General features: G+C 53.9%; 14 protein-coding genes and 1 tRNA gene. 10 read left to right on the plus strand and 5 right to left on the minus strand.

Annotation, left to right across the window (positions count from 1 at the left end):
- Positions 1 to 17: 17 nt before the first annotated feature.
- Complete coding sequence (locus HMPREF9141_RS01210) at positions 18 to 278, plus strand: SemiSWEET family transporter (protein WP_007366567.1); 261 nt, start codon at positions 18 to 20, stop codon at positions 276 to 278.
- Positions 279 to 404: 126 nt separating this feature from the next.
- Here the strand turns inward: HMPREF9141_RS01210 and HMPREF9141_RS01215 are convergent.
- Positions 405 to 479, minus strand: a tRNA-Pro gene (locus HMPREF9141_RS01215).
- Between the two features lie 123 nt (positions 480 to 602).
- Here HMPREF9141_RS01215 and HMPREF9141_RS01220 point away from each other — a divergent pair.
- The 6 genes from HMPREF9141_RS01220 (at position 603) to HMPREF9141_RS01250 (ending at position 10,398) form a co-directional block, all read left to right on the plus strand.
- Positions 603 to 1,856: a 3-phosphoshikimate 1-carboxyvinyltransferase gene (locus HMPREF9141_RS01220; protein ID WP_007366568.1), complete on the plus strand. Its 1,254-nt coding sequence runs from the start codon at positions 603 to 605 to the stop codon at positions 1,854 to 1,856.
- Positions 1,857 to 2,180: 324 nt separating this feature from the next.
- Entirely contained in the window at positions 2,181 to 2,579 is a 399-nt protein-coding gene (locus tag HMPREF9141_RS01225) for a hypothetical protein (protein WP_040554122.1), read from the plus strand.
- A gap of 83 nt (positions 2,580 to 2,662) precedes the next feature.
- On the plus strand, positions 2,663 to 6,055 hold the full coding sequence (gene porW / locus HMPREF9141_RS01230; protein WP_007366570.1) for a type IX secretion system periplasmic lipoprotein PorW/SprE: 3,393 nt from the start codon (positions 2,663 to 2,665) through the stop codon (positions 6,053 to 6,055).
- A gap of 18 nt (positions 6,056 to 6,073) precedes the next feature.
- Complete coding sequence (gene porX, locus HMPREF9141_RS01235) at positions 6,074 to 7,693, plus strand: T9SS response regulator signal transducer PorX (RefSeq protein WP_007366571.1); 1,620 nt, start codon at positions 6,074 to 6,076, stop codon at positions 7,691 to 7,693.
- Positions 7,694 to 7,858: 165 nt separating this feature from the next.
- The gene (gene tsaE, locus HMPREF9141_RS01240; protein ID WP_007366572.1) at positions 7,859 to 8,272 is read left to right on the plus strand and encodes a tRNA (adenosine(37)-N6)-threonylcarbamoyltransferase complex ATPase subunit type 1 TsaE; all 414 of its coding nucleotides are present in this window, start codon (positions 7,859 to 7,861) and stop codon (positions 8,270 to 8,272) included.
- A gap of 377 nt (positions 8,273 to 8,649) precedes the next feature.
- The gene (locus tag HMPREF9141_RS01250) at positions 8,650 to 10,398 is read left to right on the plus strand and encodes a family 10 glycosylhydrolase (protein WP_007366574.1); all 1,749 of its coding nucleotides are present in this window, start codon (positions 8,650 to 8,652) and stop codon (positions 10,396 to 10,398) included.
- Positions 10,399 to 10,703: 305 nt separating this feature from the next.
- Here HMPREF9141_RS01250 and pyk read toward each other — a convergent pair whose 3' ends face one another.
- The 3 genes from pyk to HMPREF9141_RS01265 are packed head-to-tail and all read right to left on the minus strand — an operon-like array spanning position 10,704 to position 13,279.
- Entirely contained in the window at positions 10,704 to 12,173 is a 1,470-nt protein-coding gene (gene pyk / locus HMPREF9141_RS01255) for a pyruvate kinase (protein ID WP_007366575.1), read from the minus strand.
- A gap of 19 nt (positions 12,174 to 12,192) precedes the next feature.
- Positions 12,193 to 12,513 (minus strand): hypothetical protein, encoded by a 321-nt coding sequence (locus HMPREF9141_RS01260; protein WP_040554124.1) that lies wholly within the window; start codon positions 12,511 to 12,513, stop codon positions 12,193 to 12,195.
- Positions 12,514 to 12,538: 25 nt separating this feature from the next.
- A complete protein-coding gene (locus HMPREF9141_RS01265) occupies positions 12,539 to 13,279 on the minus strand; it encodes a hypothetical protein (protein WP_040554318.1) in 741 nt (246 codons plus the stop codon).
- Positions 13,280 to 13,772: 493 nt separating this feature from the next.
- Between HMPREF9141_RS01265 and HMPREF9141_RS01270 the strand changes: the two genes are divergently transcribed.
- Positions 13,773 to 14,651: a hypothetical protein gene (locus tag HMPREF9141_RS01270; protein ID WP_007366577.1), complete on the plus strand. Its 879-nt coding sequence runs from the start codon at positions 13,773 to 13,775 to the stop codon at positions 14,649 to 14,651.
- A 471-nt stretch (positions 14,652 to 15,122) separates the two neighbouring features.
- Here HMPREF9141_RS01270 and HMPREF9141_RS01275 read toward each other — a convergent pair whose 3' ends face one another.
- Complete coding sequence (locus HMPREF9141_RS01275; protein WP_007366578.1) at positions 15,123 to 15,641, minus strand: histidine phosphatase family protein; 519 nt, start codon at positions 15,639 to 15,641, stop codon at positions 15,123 to 15,125.
- A gap of 84 nt (positions 15,642 to 15,725) precedes the next feature.
- On the opposite strand from HMPREF9141_RS01275, the gene HMPREF9141_RS01280 reads away from it, so the two are divergent.
- Both HMPREF9141_RS01280 and HMPREF9141_RS01285 read left to right on the plus strand, forming a co-directional pair.
- A complete protein-coding gene (locus tag HMPREF9141_RS01280; protein ID WP_007366579.1) occupies positions 15,726 to 16,373 on the plus strand; it encodes a DUF308 domain-containing protein in 648 nt (215 codons plus the stop codon).
- A gap of 3 nt (positions 16,374 to 16,376) precedes the next feature.
- Positions 16,377 to 16,889 (plus strand): methylated-DNA--[protein]-cysteine S-methyltransferase, encoded by a 513-nt coding sequence (locus HMPREF9141_RS01285; protein WP_007366580.1) that lies wholly within the window; start codon positions 16,377 to 16,379, stop codon positions 16,887 to 16,889.
- The last annotated feature ends 137 nt before the right edge of the window (positions 16,890 to 17,026 follow it).

The following is a 17,026-nucleotide window of genomic DNA, read 5'->3' on the forward strand; positions in this document are numbered from 1 at the left end:
CATCAACAAATACAATCATGACAAAAGAAAAGTTCTTCACATCCATGGGATGGATCGGTATGGTGACATCGGTTTTGATGTATATCTTCTATTTTCCGCAGATACAGAACAACCTCGCCGGACACAAAGGAACCTTTATCCAGCCGTTCATGGCAGGCATCAACTGTACTCTATGGGTATCATACGGTCTGTTCAAAGAGAAGCGCGACTGGCCATTGGCCATTGCCAACACACCGGGCATCATCTTCGGCTTTGTAGCTGCATTCACGGCATTGTAAAGCCGGACAGCATCACGGAATCTGAGAAATAAGTGACGTTTCGCACAGGCGGAAGGGGCTGATGCCCATGACTAAAACAAGACAGCGGGAGGGATTGACAATCAATCCCTCCCGCTGTCTTGTTTGTCGGGATGACCAGACTCGAACTGGCGACCACTGGTCCCCCAGACCAGCATTCTAAACCTACTGAACTACATCCCGTCCTGTTTAAAGCAGTGCAAAATTACAAACTTTCTGTGAGATTAGCAAACTTTTTGACTTCTTTTTCTCTCATGCCAAGTTTATTTTGTAATTTTGTCTTGTAATCAATCTGCACAGCATACGATGCAATACACGATAACTCCCCCCCGACACGTTGATACCCGCATCCAGCTCCCAGCATCGAAAAGCATCAGCAACCGTGCGCTGATTATCCATGCGCTGACAGGAGGGAACATAACACCGGCGAACCTGTCGGACTGTGACGATACGGAGGTGATCATCCGTGCCCTGGCACATCGGCCGGAAGTCATCGACATCAAGGCGGCCGGTACGGCCATGCGCTTCATGACGGCATACCTCAGCGTCACGGAAGGCGAACATACGATAACGGGTACGGAACGGATGAAGCACCGTCCGATCGGGGTTCTCGTAGATGCGCTGCGTTACCTGGGTGCGGAAATCGAATATGCCGGAGAGAAAGGATTCCCTCCGCTCCGCATCCGTGGCAGACAGCTGGAGGGCGGCCGGCTGGAGATACCCGGCAACGTCAGCTCACAGTACATCTCGGCACTGCTGATGATAGCCCCTATCCTGACGAAGGGACTGGAAATGAAGCTCACTGGCGGCATTGTCTCCCGGCCCTATATCGACCTTACCCTGCACCTGATGCACCAGTTCGGCGTGTCAGCAGAGTGGACGGACATCGACAGCATCACGGTGAAGCCGCAGCCCTACCGGCAGCGTCCCTATACGATAGAGAACGACTGGACGGCAGCGAGCTACTGGTATGAAGTCCTCGCACTGACGGATGAGCTGGGGTCGAAAGTCGTTCTGCCGGGCATGATGGACGGGTCGCGGCAGGGCGATTCTGCTGTCCGGTACATTTTTTCTCTGCTGGGTATCAAGACTGCCTTTGCCGACAGAGAGGCCGACCGGCTGACTGATGCCACGCTGACACGCCACTCACGCATGCTGAACCGCATGGACTATGACTTTACCAATCAGCCCGATCTGGCACAGACGCTCATTGCCACCTGTCCTGTCCTCGGAATACCGTTCCACTTCACAGGGCTTGGAAGCCTGAGAATCAAAGAGACCGACCGTATCGAGGCGATGAAGACGGAGATGGAGAAGCTGGGCTACATCCTCCATGCTGACAGCGGGACAGAACTGTCATGGGAGGGTGACCGCTGCGAACCGGCGGCGCAGCCTGTCATAGACACTTATGAGGACCACCGCATGGCAATGTCATTTGCTCCGCTGGCCATCCGGCTGGGCCGGATCGGCATCAACCACCCGGAGGTGGTGTCGAAGTCTTACCCTCATTACTGGAACGATCTGCGAAAGGCCGGATTCCATATCGTACAGACGGATTAGCCGGTTGCTTCACACCAGACTGCCAAGGAGGGGGACAACGGAGATATCCTAAAGCCAGGCTCTGTTTCCTATCACTAAAAACGTCATCAACAAGCAACCGGTCTGTAAATGATCACGCATTGAAAAAACATCTGGCAGTCCTCCGACTGACACCCGGAAGAAGCCCTGTCGATGTCCGGCTGGAAGCCAGTAAATACCCGGTTGAAAAACCAAGGCATGGCTGCCGGAAATCAACAGGAACAAAGGGGGGCGGAATCTTCTATGCGATTCGCATACAACAGGAGAAGTTCACCTTTTATATACAGACAGATTAAAAAAGAAAGAATGGATATATTCGTTATCGGTATATGCTCACTGCTACTATTGGCGATTGTCGCAGCCCTGACGACCAAGTTCGCTCGGAGGAAAGAGGGAGAGCCGGAGGTCGTCATGCTCGCATCGGGCGACTGCTCCTCCTGTGACGGGACGGACGACAAGTGCGAACAGGTCTGCATGATGGAAGCCGCTACGAAGGAGGTAGAGTATTATGACGACGAAGAGCTCGACCGTTTCCGCGGGCGGCAGTCCGACCAGTATACCGACAAGGAAGCAGAAGAGTTCGCCGAGGTGCTCTACACCATGCAGCCGCATGAAGCGAAAGGATGGAACAGGAGTCTCATTCTGCGGGACATCAATGTCCCCGACCAGATCAAGGACGAGCTGATAGCGATGATCGAGGGCTAAACGTCTGTCTTCTGCTCTGCTCAGCCATTCCGAAAATATGTCCCGGCTTCAGAGGCACAGTCTCTGGAAAAACAAAAACAAACGTGAAGAAAAAAACTATCCGACATATCATTTCCCTTCTCCCGGCAGTCGTCCTGCTGGCTGCTGCCGGCTGCTCCACGAAGAACAACACCTCGCAGTCGCGCTGGTGGCAGGCCTTCAACACACGTTATAATGTCTATTATAATGGTGCGCAGGCTTACATCGACGGCTCACTGGAAAAAGAAAAAGGAAACAAGGACAACTTCACCGAGCTGATACCGCTCTATCCTGTCGGCAACAAGAACAGCCGTGAACTGGGCAAGGGCAGCTTCGACCGGGCGATAGAGAAGGCAGAGAAAGCCATTGCCCGGCACAGCGTCAAGAAGAGACCGGAGTGGACCAAGAACAGGCGGAAGACCGAACGCGACATCGAATGGCTCTCACGCCGTGAATACAATCCTTTCCTGTGGAAGGCATGGATGCTGATGGGACGGTCGCAGTTCCACGAAGGGGCTTTTGAGGAAGCGGCCGCCACCTTCGCTTACATGAGCCGCATTTACAAGGGACAGCCTGCCATCTACGGGAAGGCAAGGGCATGGCTGGCGAAATGCTACATAGAACAAGGATGGCTCTATGACGCTGAGGACATTATCCGAAATATGCAGCGGGACTCCCTGGACTGGCGGGCCGTAAAGGAATGGGACTATACCTATGCGGATTATTATCTGCACTCAGGCGAACTGAGCAAGGCAGTCCCTTATCTCCAGAGGGTCATCAAGCATGAAATGCGCCGGAAACAGAAAGCCCGCGAACTGTATCTTCTCGGGCAGGTGCTTGCCGCTCTCGGACGGAATACGGAAGCCTACAAGGCCTTCCAGCGGGTAATCCGTGCCAATCCCCCCTACGAGCTGGCCTTCAATGCGCGTATAGCGCAGACCGAGGTTACCGCAAAGGGACAGTCGAAGAAGATGGTCGGCAAGCTGAAACACATGGCTGCTTCAGACAACAACAAGGAGTATCTCGATCAGGTGTATTATGCCATGGGCAACATCTATCTCGCCGACCGGGACACGCTTGCCGCCGTCAACGCCTACGAACAGGGGAACCGGAAAGCCACAAGGAGCGGTATCGAAAAAGGAGTGCTGCTGCTCCATCTCGGCGACCTCTACTGGGCAAAGGAGCGTTTCGGTGATGCCCGACGCTGTTACGGTGAAGCCATCGGACTGCTCGACAAGGACCGCAAGGACTACGAACAGCTTTCCGAACGGTCGAAGATACTGGACGAGCTGGCTCCTTATACAGATGCCGTACAGCTCCAGGACTCTCTCCAGCACCTTGCGAAGTGCCCGGAGGAAGAGCGCAATGCGGCGATTGACCGTGTCATCGCAGCACTGAAGAAGAAGGAGAAGGAAGAGAGAAGCCAGCAGCAGGGACAGGACAACGTCCGACAGCAAGGCAACGGAGGCGACATGGGAAGCAACAGCCTTGGAAACGTCAGCCGGCAGGACAACCGCCGTCAGCAGGGCAGCACGTGGTATTTCTACAGTCCGACGGCTGTCCAGCAGGGTAAAATCACATTCCAGCAGTTATGGGGAAAGCGTGAGAACATTGACAACTGGCAGCGCATCAACCAAGGAGTCGTGGGCAGGATCGGTGATACGAAGACGCCCATCGAACTGACCGACCAGCAGCGGGACTCTATCCTGCAGGCCGAGGCACGGCAGGATTCGATTGACAATGCCAGAGACTCGCTGAAGAACGATCCGCACAAGCGGGAGTACTATCTGGCACAGATTCCGTTTACCCCAGCACAGCTGGAGGCAAGCAACAGGATACTGGAAGACGGTCTGCACCATTCCGGCGTAATCTTCAAGGACAGGCTTGACAATCTCCGGTTGTCCGAAAAGGCCTTGCGCCGTGTGTCAGACGACTATCCGGACTATGAACAGATGGACGATGTGTACTATCACCTCTATCTTCTTTATATGCGGAAGGGCGACCAGCAGATGGCAGACAGCTACGTCGCCCGGCTGAGCCGGAAATATCCGAAGAGCAAGTGGACGGTTCTCCTTACCGATCCCTATTACAAACAGAACCTGCGGTTCGGCGTGCAGATAGAGGATTCGCTCTATGCAGCGACCTACGATGCCTTCAAGCAGGGGCGTTACGGAGAGGTGGCGGCCAATACCCGGATTTCCGGGACACGATTCCCCATGGGAGCCAACCGGAACAAGTTCCTCTTCATCGGGGGACTGGGCAGGCTGAACAGCGGCGATCCTGCGGGCTGTATCAGTGACATGAAGGAGGTGGTGAAGAACTATCCGGGCAGCCGCATCAGCGAGATGGCAGGCATGATTGTCAATGGCGTAGAGGCGGGGAAAAGGCTTCGTGGCGGGAAGTTCGACCTCGACAATGTCTGGAACTATCGGTCGAACGTGCTGAACGACAGCGACAGCATCCAGCAGGCCAGGCTCTCGCCGGAACGTGACATAGACTTCAGATTCCTGCTCGTTTACCATCCTGACTCACTGAACGAGAACAAGCTGCTCTTCGAACTGGCACGGTTCAACTTCACGAACTTCCTTGTCCGTAACTTCGAGATCGAGATACAGGATTTCAGCGGCCTGCACCAGATGCAGGTATCGGGCTTCCGCAGTTTCGACGAGGCCTATCAGTATGCCCGGCAGCTCTTTGCGTCGAAGGCTGTCATGCAGCAGATGGGCAGGACGGCGAAGGGCATCATCATCAGTGACAAGAATCTCAGGCTGATAGGTACCGCCTACAGCTACAAGGATTATGAAGCGTTCTATGCGAAACATTTCGCACCGCTGGCGGTAACACGCCGTTATCTGCTCAGCGAACCGGCAGAGGTGGCGACGCCCCGCGAACGTGACCTGCAGCAGGAGATTGAACAGAAGCAGGGAAATGTTCCTGACCTCTATCCGGACACGCAGGATGTGCCTGCTGACAACACGACGACCATCCCGCTGGATGTGCCAAAGCCGGTGAAGACAGAGCAAAAGGATACGGAGCAGAACGGCAGCACCTTTGAGATACCGGTAGAGGAGAAGAAACCGGCAACGGAGAAGAAGACGGAGAGAGAGGACGGTAATACATATATTATGCCGGAAGAGAAACCGGTGAAGCAGACCGATTCTGTGAAGCAGGAGCACCCTGCCGGGCTGACCGTACCGTCTGCACCCGTCAGCCCCGTAAAGCCGGATGACTCCATCACGCCGGTGAAGCCTGCTGTACCGAAGACACAACAGCCTGCTCCGCAGAAACCGCAGACAGTCCCGGCAAGGAAGAAGCCTGTAGACGACGGTCCGGTTATCTATTTCGGCGATGATGAACCCCAACAGGACAAGAACAAGCCAAACAGCAAGAACAATAAAAAGAAACAGCCCGTCCAGCCCGACATTGAGGATGAGTACTACGACCTGGAGGGGTTCTAAAAACAGAGGTTATAATATATGAACAACGGATTATTACTCTGGGTGGATGATGAAATCGAACTGCTGAAAGCTCACATCATCTTCCTTGAGAAGAAAGGATATGAAGTAATTACGGTGAGCAATGGGGCGGATGCCATCGAACAGTGCCAGACCCAGACGTTCGACCTCGTATTGCTTGATGAGCAGATGCCGGGTCTGTCGGGACTCGAAACGCTGCAGCGGATAAAGGACATCCAGCCTGCCACGCCTGTCGTCATGGTGACAAAGAGCGAGGAGGAGGACATCATGAACCAGGCCATCGGTGCGAAAATCGCCGACTATCTCATCAAGCCGGTCAATCCCAATCAGATTCTTCTGACGCTCAAGAAGAACATCCATCAGAAGGAGATTGTGACAGAGGTGACGCAGAGCAGTTATCAGCAGAGCTACCAGCAGATTGCCATGCAGATAGCAGAATGCCGTACGTTCGGCGACTGGAAGGAGGTCTACCGCAGACTTGTACACTGGGAACTGGAGTTGAGCAGTGCCGACAGCAACATGACCGAGATGCTGAAAATGCAGAAGGAAGAAGCCAACAACGGCTTTGCCAAATATATTGCAAAGAACTATCTCGACTGGGTGGCACCGCAGGACGGAAGGTCGGGTAACGGTTTTTCCAAGCTGGCCGCACACAGCAGGAAGCCGCAGACAGACAGTGAGGACGACCGCCCGCTGCTTAGTCCTGACATCTTCAAACGCAAGGTGTTCCCATTGATAGACAAAGGGGAGAAAGTGTTTCTCATCGTCATTGACAACTTCCGGTTCGATCAGTGGCGCATCCTCTCGCAGGAAATCGGCGATATGTTCGACATAGAGGAAGACCTCTATATGAGCATTCTGCCGACCGCCACACAGTATGCACGCAACGCCATCTTCAGTGGTCTGATGCCCCAGCAGATAGCGACGATGTTCCCTGACCTGTGGGTGGATGAAGACGAAGAAGAGGGGAAGAACCTCAACGAGGCTCCGCTCATCGAAACACAGATTGAACGCTACCGCCGCCACGACCGCTTCTCCTATCACAAGATCAACGACTCGGCAGGTGCTGACAAGTTCATGCAGCAGTACAGAAACCTGGAACAGAACGACCTCAATGTGCTCGTCGTCAACTTCATCGATATGCTCTCCCATGCCCGTACGGAGATGCGGATGATACGCGAGCTGGCAAACAACGAGAGTGCCTACCGTTCGATTACGCTCAGCTGGTTCCGTCACAGCGTGCTGGCAGATGTTTTCAAGGAGCTGGCACAGTCGGCCTACAAGGTCATCATCACCACCGATCACGGTTCCATCCGCACCACCAGTCCTGTGAAGATCATCGGTGACAGGAACACGAACACCAATCTGCGCTATAAGTTAGGGAAGAACCTCAACTATGATGCGCGGCAGGTCTTCACCATCAAGAATCCCCACCTTGCACAGCTGCCGACCCCGAACCTGAGCACAAGCTATGTGTTCGCCACCGGCGACTCGTTCTTCGCCTATCCGAACAACTACAATTATTATGTGTCTTATTATAAGGACACGTTCCAGCATGGCGGCATATCGATGGAGGAGATGATCGTACCCCTGGTGACACTGACTCCGAGAAAGAGATAAGACCTCTCCCCACAACCACTCCGGAGGAGGGGACATCTGGCGGATTGCCCGCTGCTGATGTCATGTTTGCCTGTCATCACTTATCACCATCCATCATCGCCTATCATCATTATCGCTTATCACCGCTTATCACCGCCTATCACCGCTTACAAATTACAACGCAATATGGAAATTACAATCAAGAGCCTCGACACCATCCACGAGGCAGCAAAAGAATTCATCAAAGGGATGGGAAAAGGAAAAGTGTTCGCATTCTATGGCAAGATGGGAGCTGGAAAGACAACGTTCATCAAGGCTCTCTGTGAGGTTCTGGGTGTCGAGGATGTCATCACGTCGCCCACCTTCTCCCTCATCAATGAATACACGGACGGACAGGGCAATCCCATCTACCACTTCGACTTCTACCGCATCAAGAAGCTGGAAGAAGTCTATGACATGGGCTACGAGGACTACTTTTACAGCGGTTGCCTCTGCCTCCTTGAATGGCCGGAACTCATAGAGGGAATACTCCCGGAGGATGTCGTAAAGATCACAATAGAAGAGCAGGCTGACGGCACACGCAAACTCGTATGCTCCTAAGACCATGAAGGCCGGTCCTGGCTCTTTGGCTGAGTTGCCGTCTTTGAGACGAACAGGGACAGCTTTCACCTTGAAGAGACAGGGCTGATTATGCAACTGAAAGGGGAAACAGAAGACACCGCATAGAAGCAAGACGTAAAACATTGACAGACCGCATAGAAGCCGTCTGCCCATATGGGATTTTCAGAACCGACCTGAACTTCATCGAATCCATCTGACTTTCTGTGAGGTCATCCCATAAAACCCCATTGTCCCATGCGCAACCAAGGAACCGATCCGGCATGACAGAATCCAGAGCCGGCCGATACTCCCATTGTTCCATGCGCAACCAAGGGAAAACAGACCGGTCCGGCATGACAGAATCCTGAGCATGAAATATGACCGCTCTGGAACTCACAATAAGTTTACACCCAAGCATCGTGAAACGAAAGTACATAAAGGAGACCATTCTCACCATCTTGTTCTGCACGCCGACCCTTACAGTCCAGGCACAGACAAGTCTCACCGACTATCTCACCCGACACCAGCCCAAGTACGAGACACGTGCCGTATGGCTTACGACCCTCTCCAACCTCGACTGGCCCAAGACCTATGCGAAATCGGAAGCAGGCATCAGCCGACAGAAGCAGGAGCTTATAGATATCCTCGACAGTTACCAGCGGGCAAATATCAACACCGTGCTCCTGCAGACCCGCGTAAGGGCGGCGACAATCTATCCATCTGCCATCGAGCCATGGGACCGGTGCATCACTGGAACCGAAGGCGGGGCACCGGGCTTCGGTTATGATCCGCTCGCTTTTGCCGTGGAAGAATGTCACAGACGCGGCATGGAACTCCATGCGTGGATAGCAACAATCCCTGCGGGGGCGAAGAACTCGCTGGGGTGCAGACTGCTCAGACAAAAGGGCTTCCGGATAAGGAACTATAAAACGGGCTCTTATCTCGATCCGGCAGACCCGAACGTCCCGGCCTACCTTGCCGCCATCTGTGCAGAAATCGTGAAGAAGTATGAAGTAGACGGCATCAACCTCGATTATATACGTTATCCTGACGGATGGCCACGGCCGACCTACCGGAACGGTGATTTTCCCGACGACCGCCGGAACAATATCACAGCGATCGTACGCGCCATCCACGATGAGGTGAAAGCCATAAAGCCATGGGTGAAGATATCCTGTTCGCCCGTCGGGAAATACTCCGATCTCAGCCGTTACAGTTCAAAGAACTTCAATGCACGTGACCGTGTGGCCCAGGAGGCACAAGAATGGCTCCGGACAGGACTGATGGACCAGCTCTATCCCATGCAGTATTTCCGCGGAGAGAACTATTATCCTTTCATTGCAGACTGGATGGAGAATGCACACGGACGAGAAGTCGTGACCGGTCTGGGTACTTACTTCCTCGACCCACGCGAGGGGAACTGGACCCTGGACGACATGACACGCCAGATGTACGTCAGCCGGGATGCCGGCATGGGACACGCCCATTTCCGTTCTTATTTCCTCACCTCCAACAAACAGGGCATCTACGACTTCGAACAGCAGTTCAATGCCACCCCTGCACTGCCGCCTGCCATACAGGGCGGGAAGTCCGTAGCTCCCCCCACCCTGCCGGCACACACTCCGCTCATACAGAGGCTGGAGAACGGTTCGGTAAGCATGAACTGGGAAGGTACGTCACCTTATTATAATATATATGCCAGCCGTTCCTTTCCGGTCGACATCCGGAATGCACGCAATCTGGTATCGGGGCGTTACACCGGCCGTTCGCTGCATCTCAGGCAGGTGGATCCGGCACTGCACTTTGCCATCACGGCCATGAACCGGTACGGCAAAGAGAGCGATCCCCTGCAGGAGACCGTCACGCTCCGGGAGCAGGCATCCCCTTCCCTGCTGCCCAATGACGGCACAACACTTGTACTTCCGATCCGTACCAGACAGGCAGACATCATCCGGTATGAAATACAGACCATGCAGGGACAGCCATTCCGCAGCATCAAGGGCACATCCAGGAACGGCATGCAGATCAGCATCACGACCATCCCCGACGGCATCTACTTCCTCCGGGGCTGTACACAAAAGAACCGGTCTTACATGTTGGGAGCGTTCATTATCAGAAGGAAGTGAAGAAAAGCATTGTACTGACAAAAGCCAACGCATAACCTATTGGATGAAAGGAGAGAGCCGCCTCCTCTGGGACCATGGGTGATTGCCGGCGGAAAGGAAATCATACATGGACAGCGATACCGTTTAGATTCCACCGGACGGTAACCGTCTGGAAATGATACTCAAAGAGCCATATCAAAACTCATGAGCAGAGTTTGATATGACTCTTTCTGTCATTGTCAGGAATGGGGGAAGAACATCAAGACCTGCTTCCCGCATTACTGGTCATCCTCCTACGGCACATTCCCCTGTACCTCGGAAAAATATTACTTATCATCCTCCTCCGGCATAGTCTCCTGTACCTCAGGAAGATGGAAACGGTAGCTGCGGTCGAACACCTCACTTACCTTATTGATCTCAAGGAATGTCGTTCCACCCCCATTGCCGAACGAACCGGACAGATAGGCGATCTTGTCGTCCAAATCGATATATCCCTTCTGGCGAAGCATACGCAAGGCGGCCGTAAACATCTCCTGACTGGACTGGTGCTTCTGCTGGTAAACGGCGATGATGCCATAGCTCAGATTCAGCCAGCGCTGCACCTTCTCTTTGTAACAGATCGCCAGCACCGGATTGGGGCCACGGAATGCCGCAAGGTTACGTGCCGTCTGCCCCGTCTCGCTGTCGGTGATGATTCCTTTCACCCCCAACTGTTCCGTAGCCTCAATGGCACTTCGCGAAAGGAACTCACGCTGGTCATTGGGGTTCGTCATGGGCACCGTGATATGTCCACGCTTGTGGGCATCCCGTTCTGCCGCTTCCGCAATACGTGCCATCGTCTGGACTGCCTCGACGGGATACTTCCCGCTCGCCGTCTCACCACTCAGCATCAGTGCGTCAGTATGACTGTAGATGGCATTGGCAATATCGGTCACTTCTGCACGGGTAGGACGGGGATTGGTGATCATCGTATGCAGCATCTGGGTAGCCACGATAACCGGTTTCTTCTTCAGGATGCACTTGTTGATGATGCTGCGCTGGATGCCGGGAATCAGCTCGATCGGCACCTCAATGCCCAGGTCGCCGCGTGCAATCATGATTCCGTAAGAAGCGTCGATGATCTCATCAATATTGTCAACACCCTCCTGGTTCTCAATCTTCGAGATGATTTTGATATCCGAGTTGTGCTCGTCAAGTATCTTCTGAACCTCCTGCACATCGGCGGCGGAACGGACGAAGGAGTGGGCGATGAAGTCGATGTCCTCCTCGATCGCCAACAGGATATTACGCTTGTCTTTCTCCGTCAGCGCAGGCAGTTCGATGTGTTCGCCGGGAACATTCACACTCTTATGCGCACCGAGGTCACCTTCGTTCTTCACCTGTGCCACCAGCATCGGACCGTCATTCTCTATCACCTCCATGTCCAATGCACCGTCATCAAAAAGGACATGGTCGCCCACCTTCACATCCCGTGCGAAATCCGGATAGGACACATTGATTATATCCTTTGACGTGTCCATTTCAGGACGACCGAAAATCTTCACCATGTCTCCCGCCTGGTAGTGAATCGGCTTCTCCAGCCCCGTCGTCCTGACCTCCGGGCCTTTGGTATCGATCAGCAAGGCCAGATGAGGAGAGACCGCACGTGTGTTCCGGATGATCTCCCGGATGCCGTCCTGCGTGGCATGAGCCGTATTCATACGGACGACATTCATCCCAGAGAGAAAGAGCTGTCTGAGGAAATCGACATTGCAGTGCCGGTCGCTGATGGAGCATACTATCTTTGTCTGTTTCATATTCTGAGTGTGTTATTGTTTAATTTGACATCGATGAAAAAATCACATATAAGAGTGTTGACAGCAGGATGACAGCGAGCCAGCAAACGACAAAGACGACCGTTACTTTCCGCACCAGCCTTCCTTTCACCGACGGCTGCCGGACGCTGGCCGTCCTACGGAGGTCATCTGTTACCGTCTTCGATGGATCAGCCACCGGCACGGCAGCGGTGTCGCCGGCCGGCGTGGCCACCGTCATACCCTCTCCGCAATAAGGGCAGTTGCACCTTAATGTCCTGCCCGGCTCCGCCTCGATGGCAAACGGGCGACGGCAATGTCTGCAGGCTATCTGAAATTGCATGTTCTGTTCTCCTTTCTTTGAAATCTCACCTTACATCATCGATGAGGATATGCCCGTCCGAAACCTTGACCCGGATATTCCGGGTCTCCGTCAGGCCATGCTCTGACAGCCTGACTTTGTACCAGTTGTCATCCACGGGAGTTATCCGCAGATTACGGGACAGCTCTTCAAAATCATATTCATTGTTGAAATTGCCGAAAGCAGCCCACCAGCTCTCCCATCTGTCCTCCGCCCCATCACCGGGATCCACCCCGAAAATCATCTGGCGACAATAAGGTGTAAGATAGCGGGCATAGTAGGAGGGATCGTCATCGGTGGTGAAGACGGCCTGCCGATAGAACGACAGCAGGAAACTGCATACCGCCTGCCGCTGCTTCTCCCTGCGCTGGTCTTCACGTGCCTGCGCATCCTGCTGTGCACGGATCTGCATCAGCGAGTCGGCATGGGCTTTCCGTTGTAAACGGATTTCCTGCTCTGCCGCCTCCTGTCTGTCCTGCCAGACGGCAAATCCGAAGAATCCCAGCCCGCCGACGACAAGGACGGTCAGCACCGTCACCAGAATCTTCAGCCAGATGCCTCCTCCCGGCCTGTCCTCCTGAACGGCAGCCGGCTGCACCACGGGAGAGACAACGGGCTGCGCCACTGCCGGAAGGTTCACGTGCAGTCCCTGTCCGCAATAAGGACAGGTACAATGCATCGAATCACCGCCTTCCGCCGTAATCGTAAACACACGATGGCATTTGCTACAAGTTACATGATATTCCATCATTCTCTGTTTTCTGCAGAACAAGACCGACGAGGGCAAGGAAAGCGTGCTTTCCATTTGCCGGACACAGTCTATCCTTTGCAAAATTAGGACTTTTCTTCCGTATTTGGAAATGTTTTAGACAATATTTAATAAGGCCGGTTCTAAAAAGAGGTGACAAAGCAGGAGACAGCGGCGAGCAGGTTTCACATCTTACCCTGACACACATGACAAGACCCATGCACCGCGACAAAAGAAAAGAGGGGCTTTGCGGAAAGACGGCAAGACACACGGCATACCCTGCCATTTCCCTGCTGACATACCATCTGCTACCTGCCCTGCGCCCTGTCTTTTTCTTCCCCCATTCATACTTTAGGGAAATTCCTCCCACAAGTAGGGGAAATCCTTTCATCATCCGTTTTATTCTTTGTTCCTTTGCATCGTGAAAGTCAGGGAAACGCTTTCCGGAGCACAGTACCCGACACATGAATGAAACAATCAAAAGGCAAAAATTATGAGAAAGATGGTTCTTACCCTCGTCGCATCCCTCATGCTCAGCGCATCGACCAGCGCAATGAGTTACGAGCAGGCTCGAGCACAGGCACTCTTTCTGACCGACAAGATGGCCTACGAGCTGAATCTGACGGAAGAGCAGTATGAAGCAGCCTATGAGATAAACCTCGACTACCTCATGAGCGTCAACACCGTAGACGACCTCTATGGCGCATACTGGTCGCATCGCAATGTGGATTTAAGTTACATCCTCTGCGACTGGCAGTACCGCGCATACGTCGAGGCTGCTTACTTCTACCGTCCGTTGAGATGGAATGCCGGCTACTGGCACTTCGGCATCTATGCCCGCTATCCTCGCCGCGACTATTATTACTTCGGCCGCCCGAGTTTCTACAATGCCTACTGCGGCGCGCACAGCTGGCGCATGAACGGCGGCAGAAGCTGGTATAACGGCAGGGATCTGTTCTACGGCAGAGGCTACGACCGGGCGTATGGAATGAGAGACGGCTACCTGCAAGGCGACTTCAACAGAAGTGGAAACGGCTACTTTTACACCAACACTTATCAGGACGACCGTCCCCGCAGTTTCGGCAGCCAGCAGCGCAGCAACTTCGACGGACCGCGCAGCAACCCATACTATTCTCCCCGTGAGAGTTCTACCCGCACGACCGTCACCCGTCCGAACAACAGCGGATTCGGCGGGAGCAGAAGCTTCGGCAGTGCCACAAGGAGCTATGAGCCGAACCGTACATTCAGCGAGCCAAGCCGCACGTTCAGCACGCCCGGCCATGGTTTCGGAGGAAGTCCATCCTTCGGCGGAAGCCGCTCAGCCGGCGGAAGCACCCCGAACGGAGGCGGAGCTTTCGGCGGACACAGATAAACCACAGATACAGATAAACTACAGATGAAGAAACAAGTTAGAGAGAACTATAAAACATTCAATAAGGTTTAAATACTAAGCACTAAAGATCAATAGGAAAACATATCTGACCATTAGGGTATGAAGATGAAACGCAGATGTCAGAGAATGACCCGTCTGCATTCAGGACAGATTAGAGATGTAAAATAAAGAGAGTTATTTAAATGAAGGAAAGGAGTTCCACGTGATGTAGAGCTCCTTTTCGCTTTTTATAGCAGATACCAGGAAGTACGCAAGAGGACGCCTCCAGAACCGGCCGCAGTCCGGTCAGCATTTTCAGCATGCCCCCGTCATCCGCTTTTTACGACAGGGAGGATCCTGTCTTCCCGTCTCCTGCCGGCGTATTGATGCCCGACACCGGTCGTGCTGAGGGCTAACACTATTTGTGTTGGAGGCCTGTCTGAGAGCGGTCCCGGCTGAGCCGACAGTCCGTCACAGTTCCAGAATTCTGATATCGGCATTGCCCATGGGCTTGATTTCCTTCATGGGCTTTCCATAATAGACACTCTGAACAGCCTTGTTGATGATTCCATGTCCCACGGCAAGCACCTTCTGGTCAGGATACTTCTCTCTCAGCCAGTCCAGGAAAGCTCCGGCCCTCTCCTTCAAGGCAGCCAGGCTCTCTATGTCGTCGGGCCAGAGAGAGGGGTCGTTCAGGTGAGACAGGTCAGGGATGTACTTCCCGGTAAATGATCCCCAGTCACGTTCGCGCAGCAAGGGCGTGGTCGTGACGGCCTGCCCGTGCAGCCGGGCGATCAGTTCGCAGGTGTGAATACTGCGACGGAGGTCGCTTGCCACAAAGGCATCTATCGGCTCGTCCTTCAGCTTTTCCGCCACTTCCTCCGCCTGTCTTATCCCCGTTTCGTTGAGCTGTCCGGGCGTCTGTCCCTGCATGATGCGGTGCGCATTGTCTACGGTCTCGCCATGCCTTACAAGATACAATAATGTCATAACATCGTCATTTTGAATGCAAAAATAGTAAAAAGTCAAGGACCGGCACCTTCCAAACAGGGATTATTTTGTATTTTTGTACCCATGAAAGTACTTCAATTTTCAGCCATAAGGGCTATTATCGTATTAGCGACGGGCTTTCTCCTCGTTAAATACCGGGAGGAAACCATGACGTGGATGACCATCCTCGTCGGTGTTCTCTTCTTCCTCACAGGACTTATCTCCTGCGTGGTTTATTATATTGAGAAAGAGAAAGCCGCCAGGAGGGCAGCCCGGGCGGAGACGGAAGAAGGCACCGCCCAGCCGCCCTCCTTCCCCGTTGCCGGGATCGGGAATATGCTTCTCGGCATCATCCTTGCCCTCATGCCCGACAGTTTCATCACATGGGTGGTCTACATTCTAGCAGCACTGCTCATCCTCGGAGCCGTCAGCCAGCTCATGAGTCTCTCCCGCTCCCGGCAGTATGCACACGTCCCGTTCTACTTCTGGCTCTTCCCGACGGCCATCCTCGTCGTAGCCATTCTCGTAATCAGCAAGCCGATTGAGGCCGCCGCCCTGCCCTTGATGATCGTAGGATGGACGCTGATGTGCTACGGGGTCATCGAACTGGCCCTGCTCATCCGCCTGCATCATGTCAGGAAAGCCTACGAGAAAGCCGAAGAAGCCAAGATCGTTACCGGCAGCAAGATGGTGACAGACAATATTGAAGATGCCGAGATCGTGGAGGAATAGCCCATGCGTTTCCGTCACTATGTCTCCCCTGTCGGCCCTCTTCTGATTGCCGCAGACAATGATGTCCTCGCCTATTGTCTCTGGGAAGATGTGCCGGATACCGCATGGCCGGCACACTGGACAGAAGACAGGGACAGGCAATGCCGCCTGCTCTCAGAGACCTGCCGGCAGCTGGATGAATACTTCTCCGGCGAGAGGGAGACCTTCAGGCTGCCTGTACGTCTTGCCGGGACGGTCTTCCAGCGGCGTGTATGGGACACCCTGACACGGATTCCGTACGGCAGGACGGTGACCTACAAGGAACTGGCACGGCAGACCGGCAATGCGAAGGCGGCACGTGCCGCGGGCAATGCCAACCGCCGCAATCCGCTGATGATCATCCTTCCCTGTCACAGGGTGGTAGGAAGCAACGGCGAGACGGGCGGCTACGCCGGCGGTACAGACAGGAAGATATGGCTGCTGGAACACGAGAGATGCAGCCACGGCGGCCGTACAGCTACGGAAGAGACACCATAACGGGGCAGACGATACGGCAATGCACCGGACGCACCTGTCCCTTGCAGATGCAGCGACAGGCTGCATCGTTATTCCGGCAGGATGTATCGGTACGGAGGAAAGAAAGCAGATGCCCTCGGCCGTCCCACGAGAAAGAT

The sequence above is a fragment of the Prevotella multiformis DSM 16608 genome (genome assembly GCF_000191065.1).
Lineage (GTDB): Bacteria > Bacteroidota > Bacteroidia > Bacteroidales > Bacteroidaceae > Prevotella > Prevotella multiformis.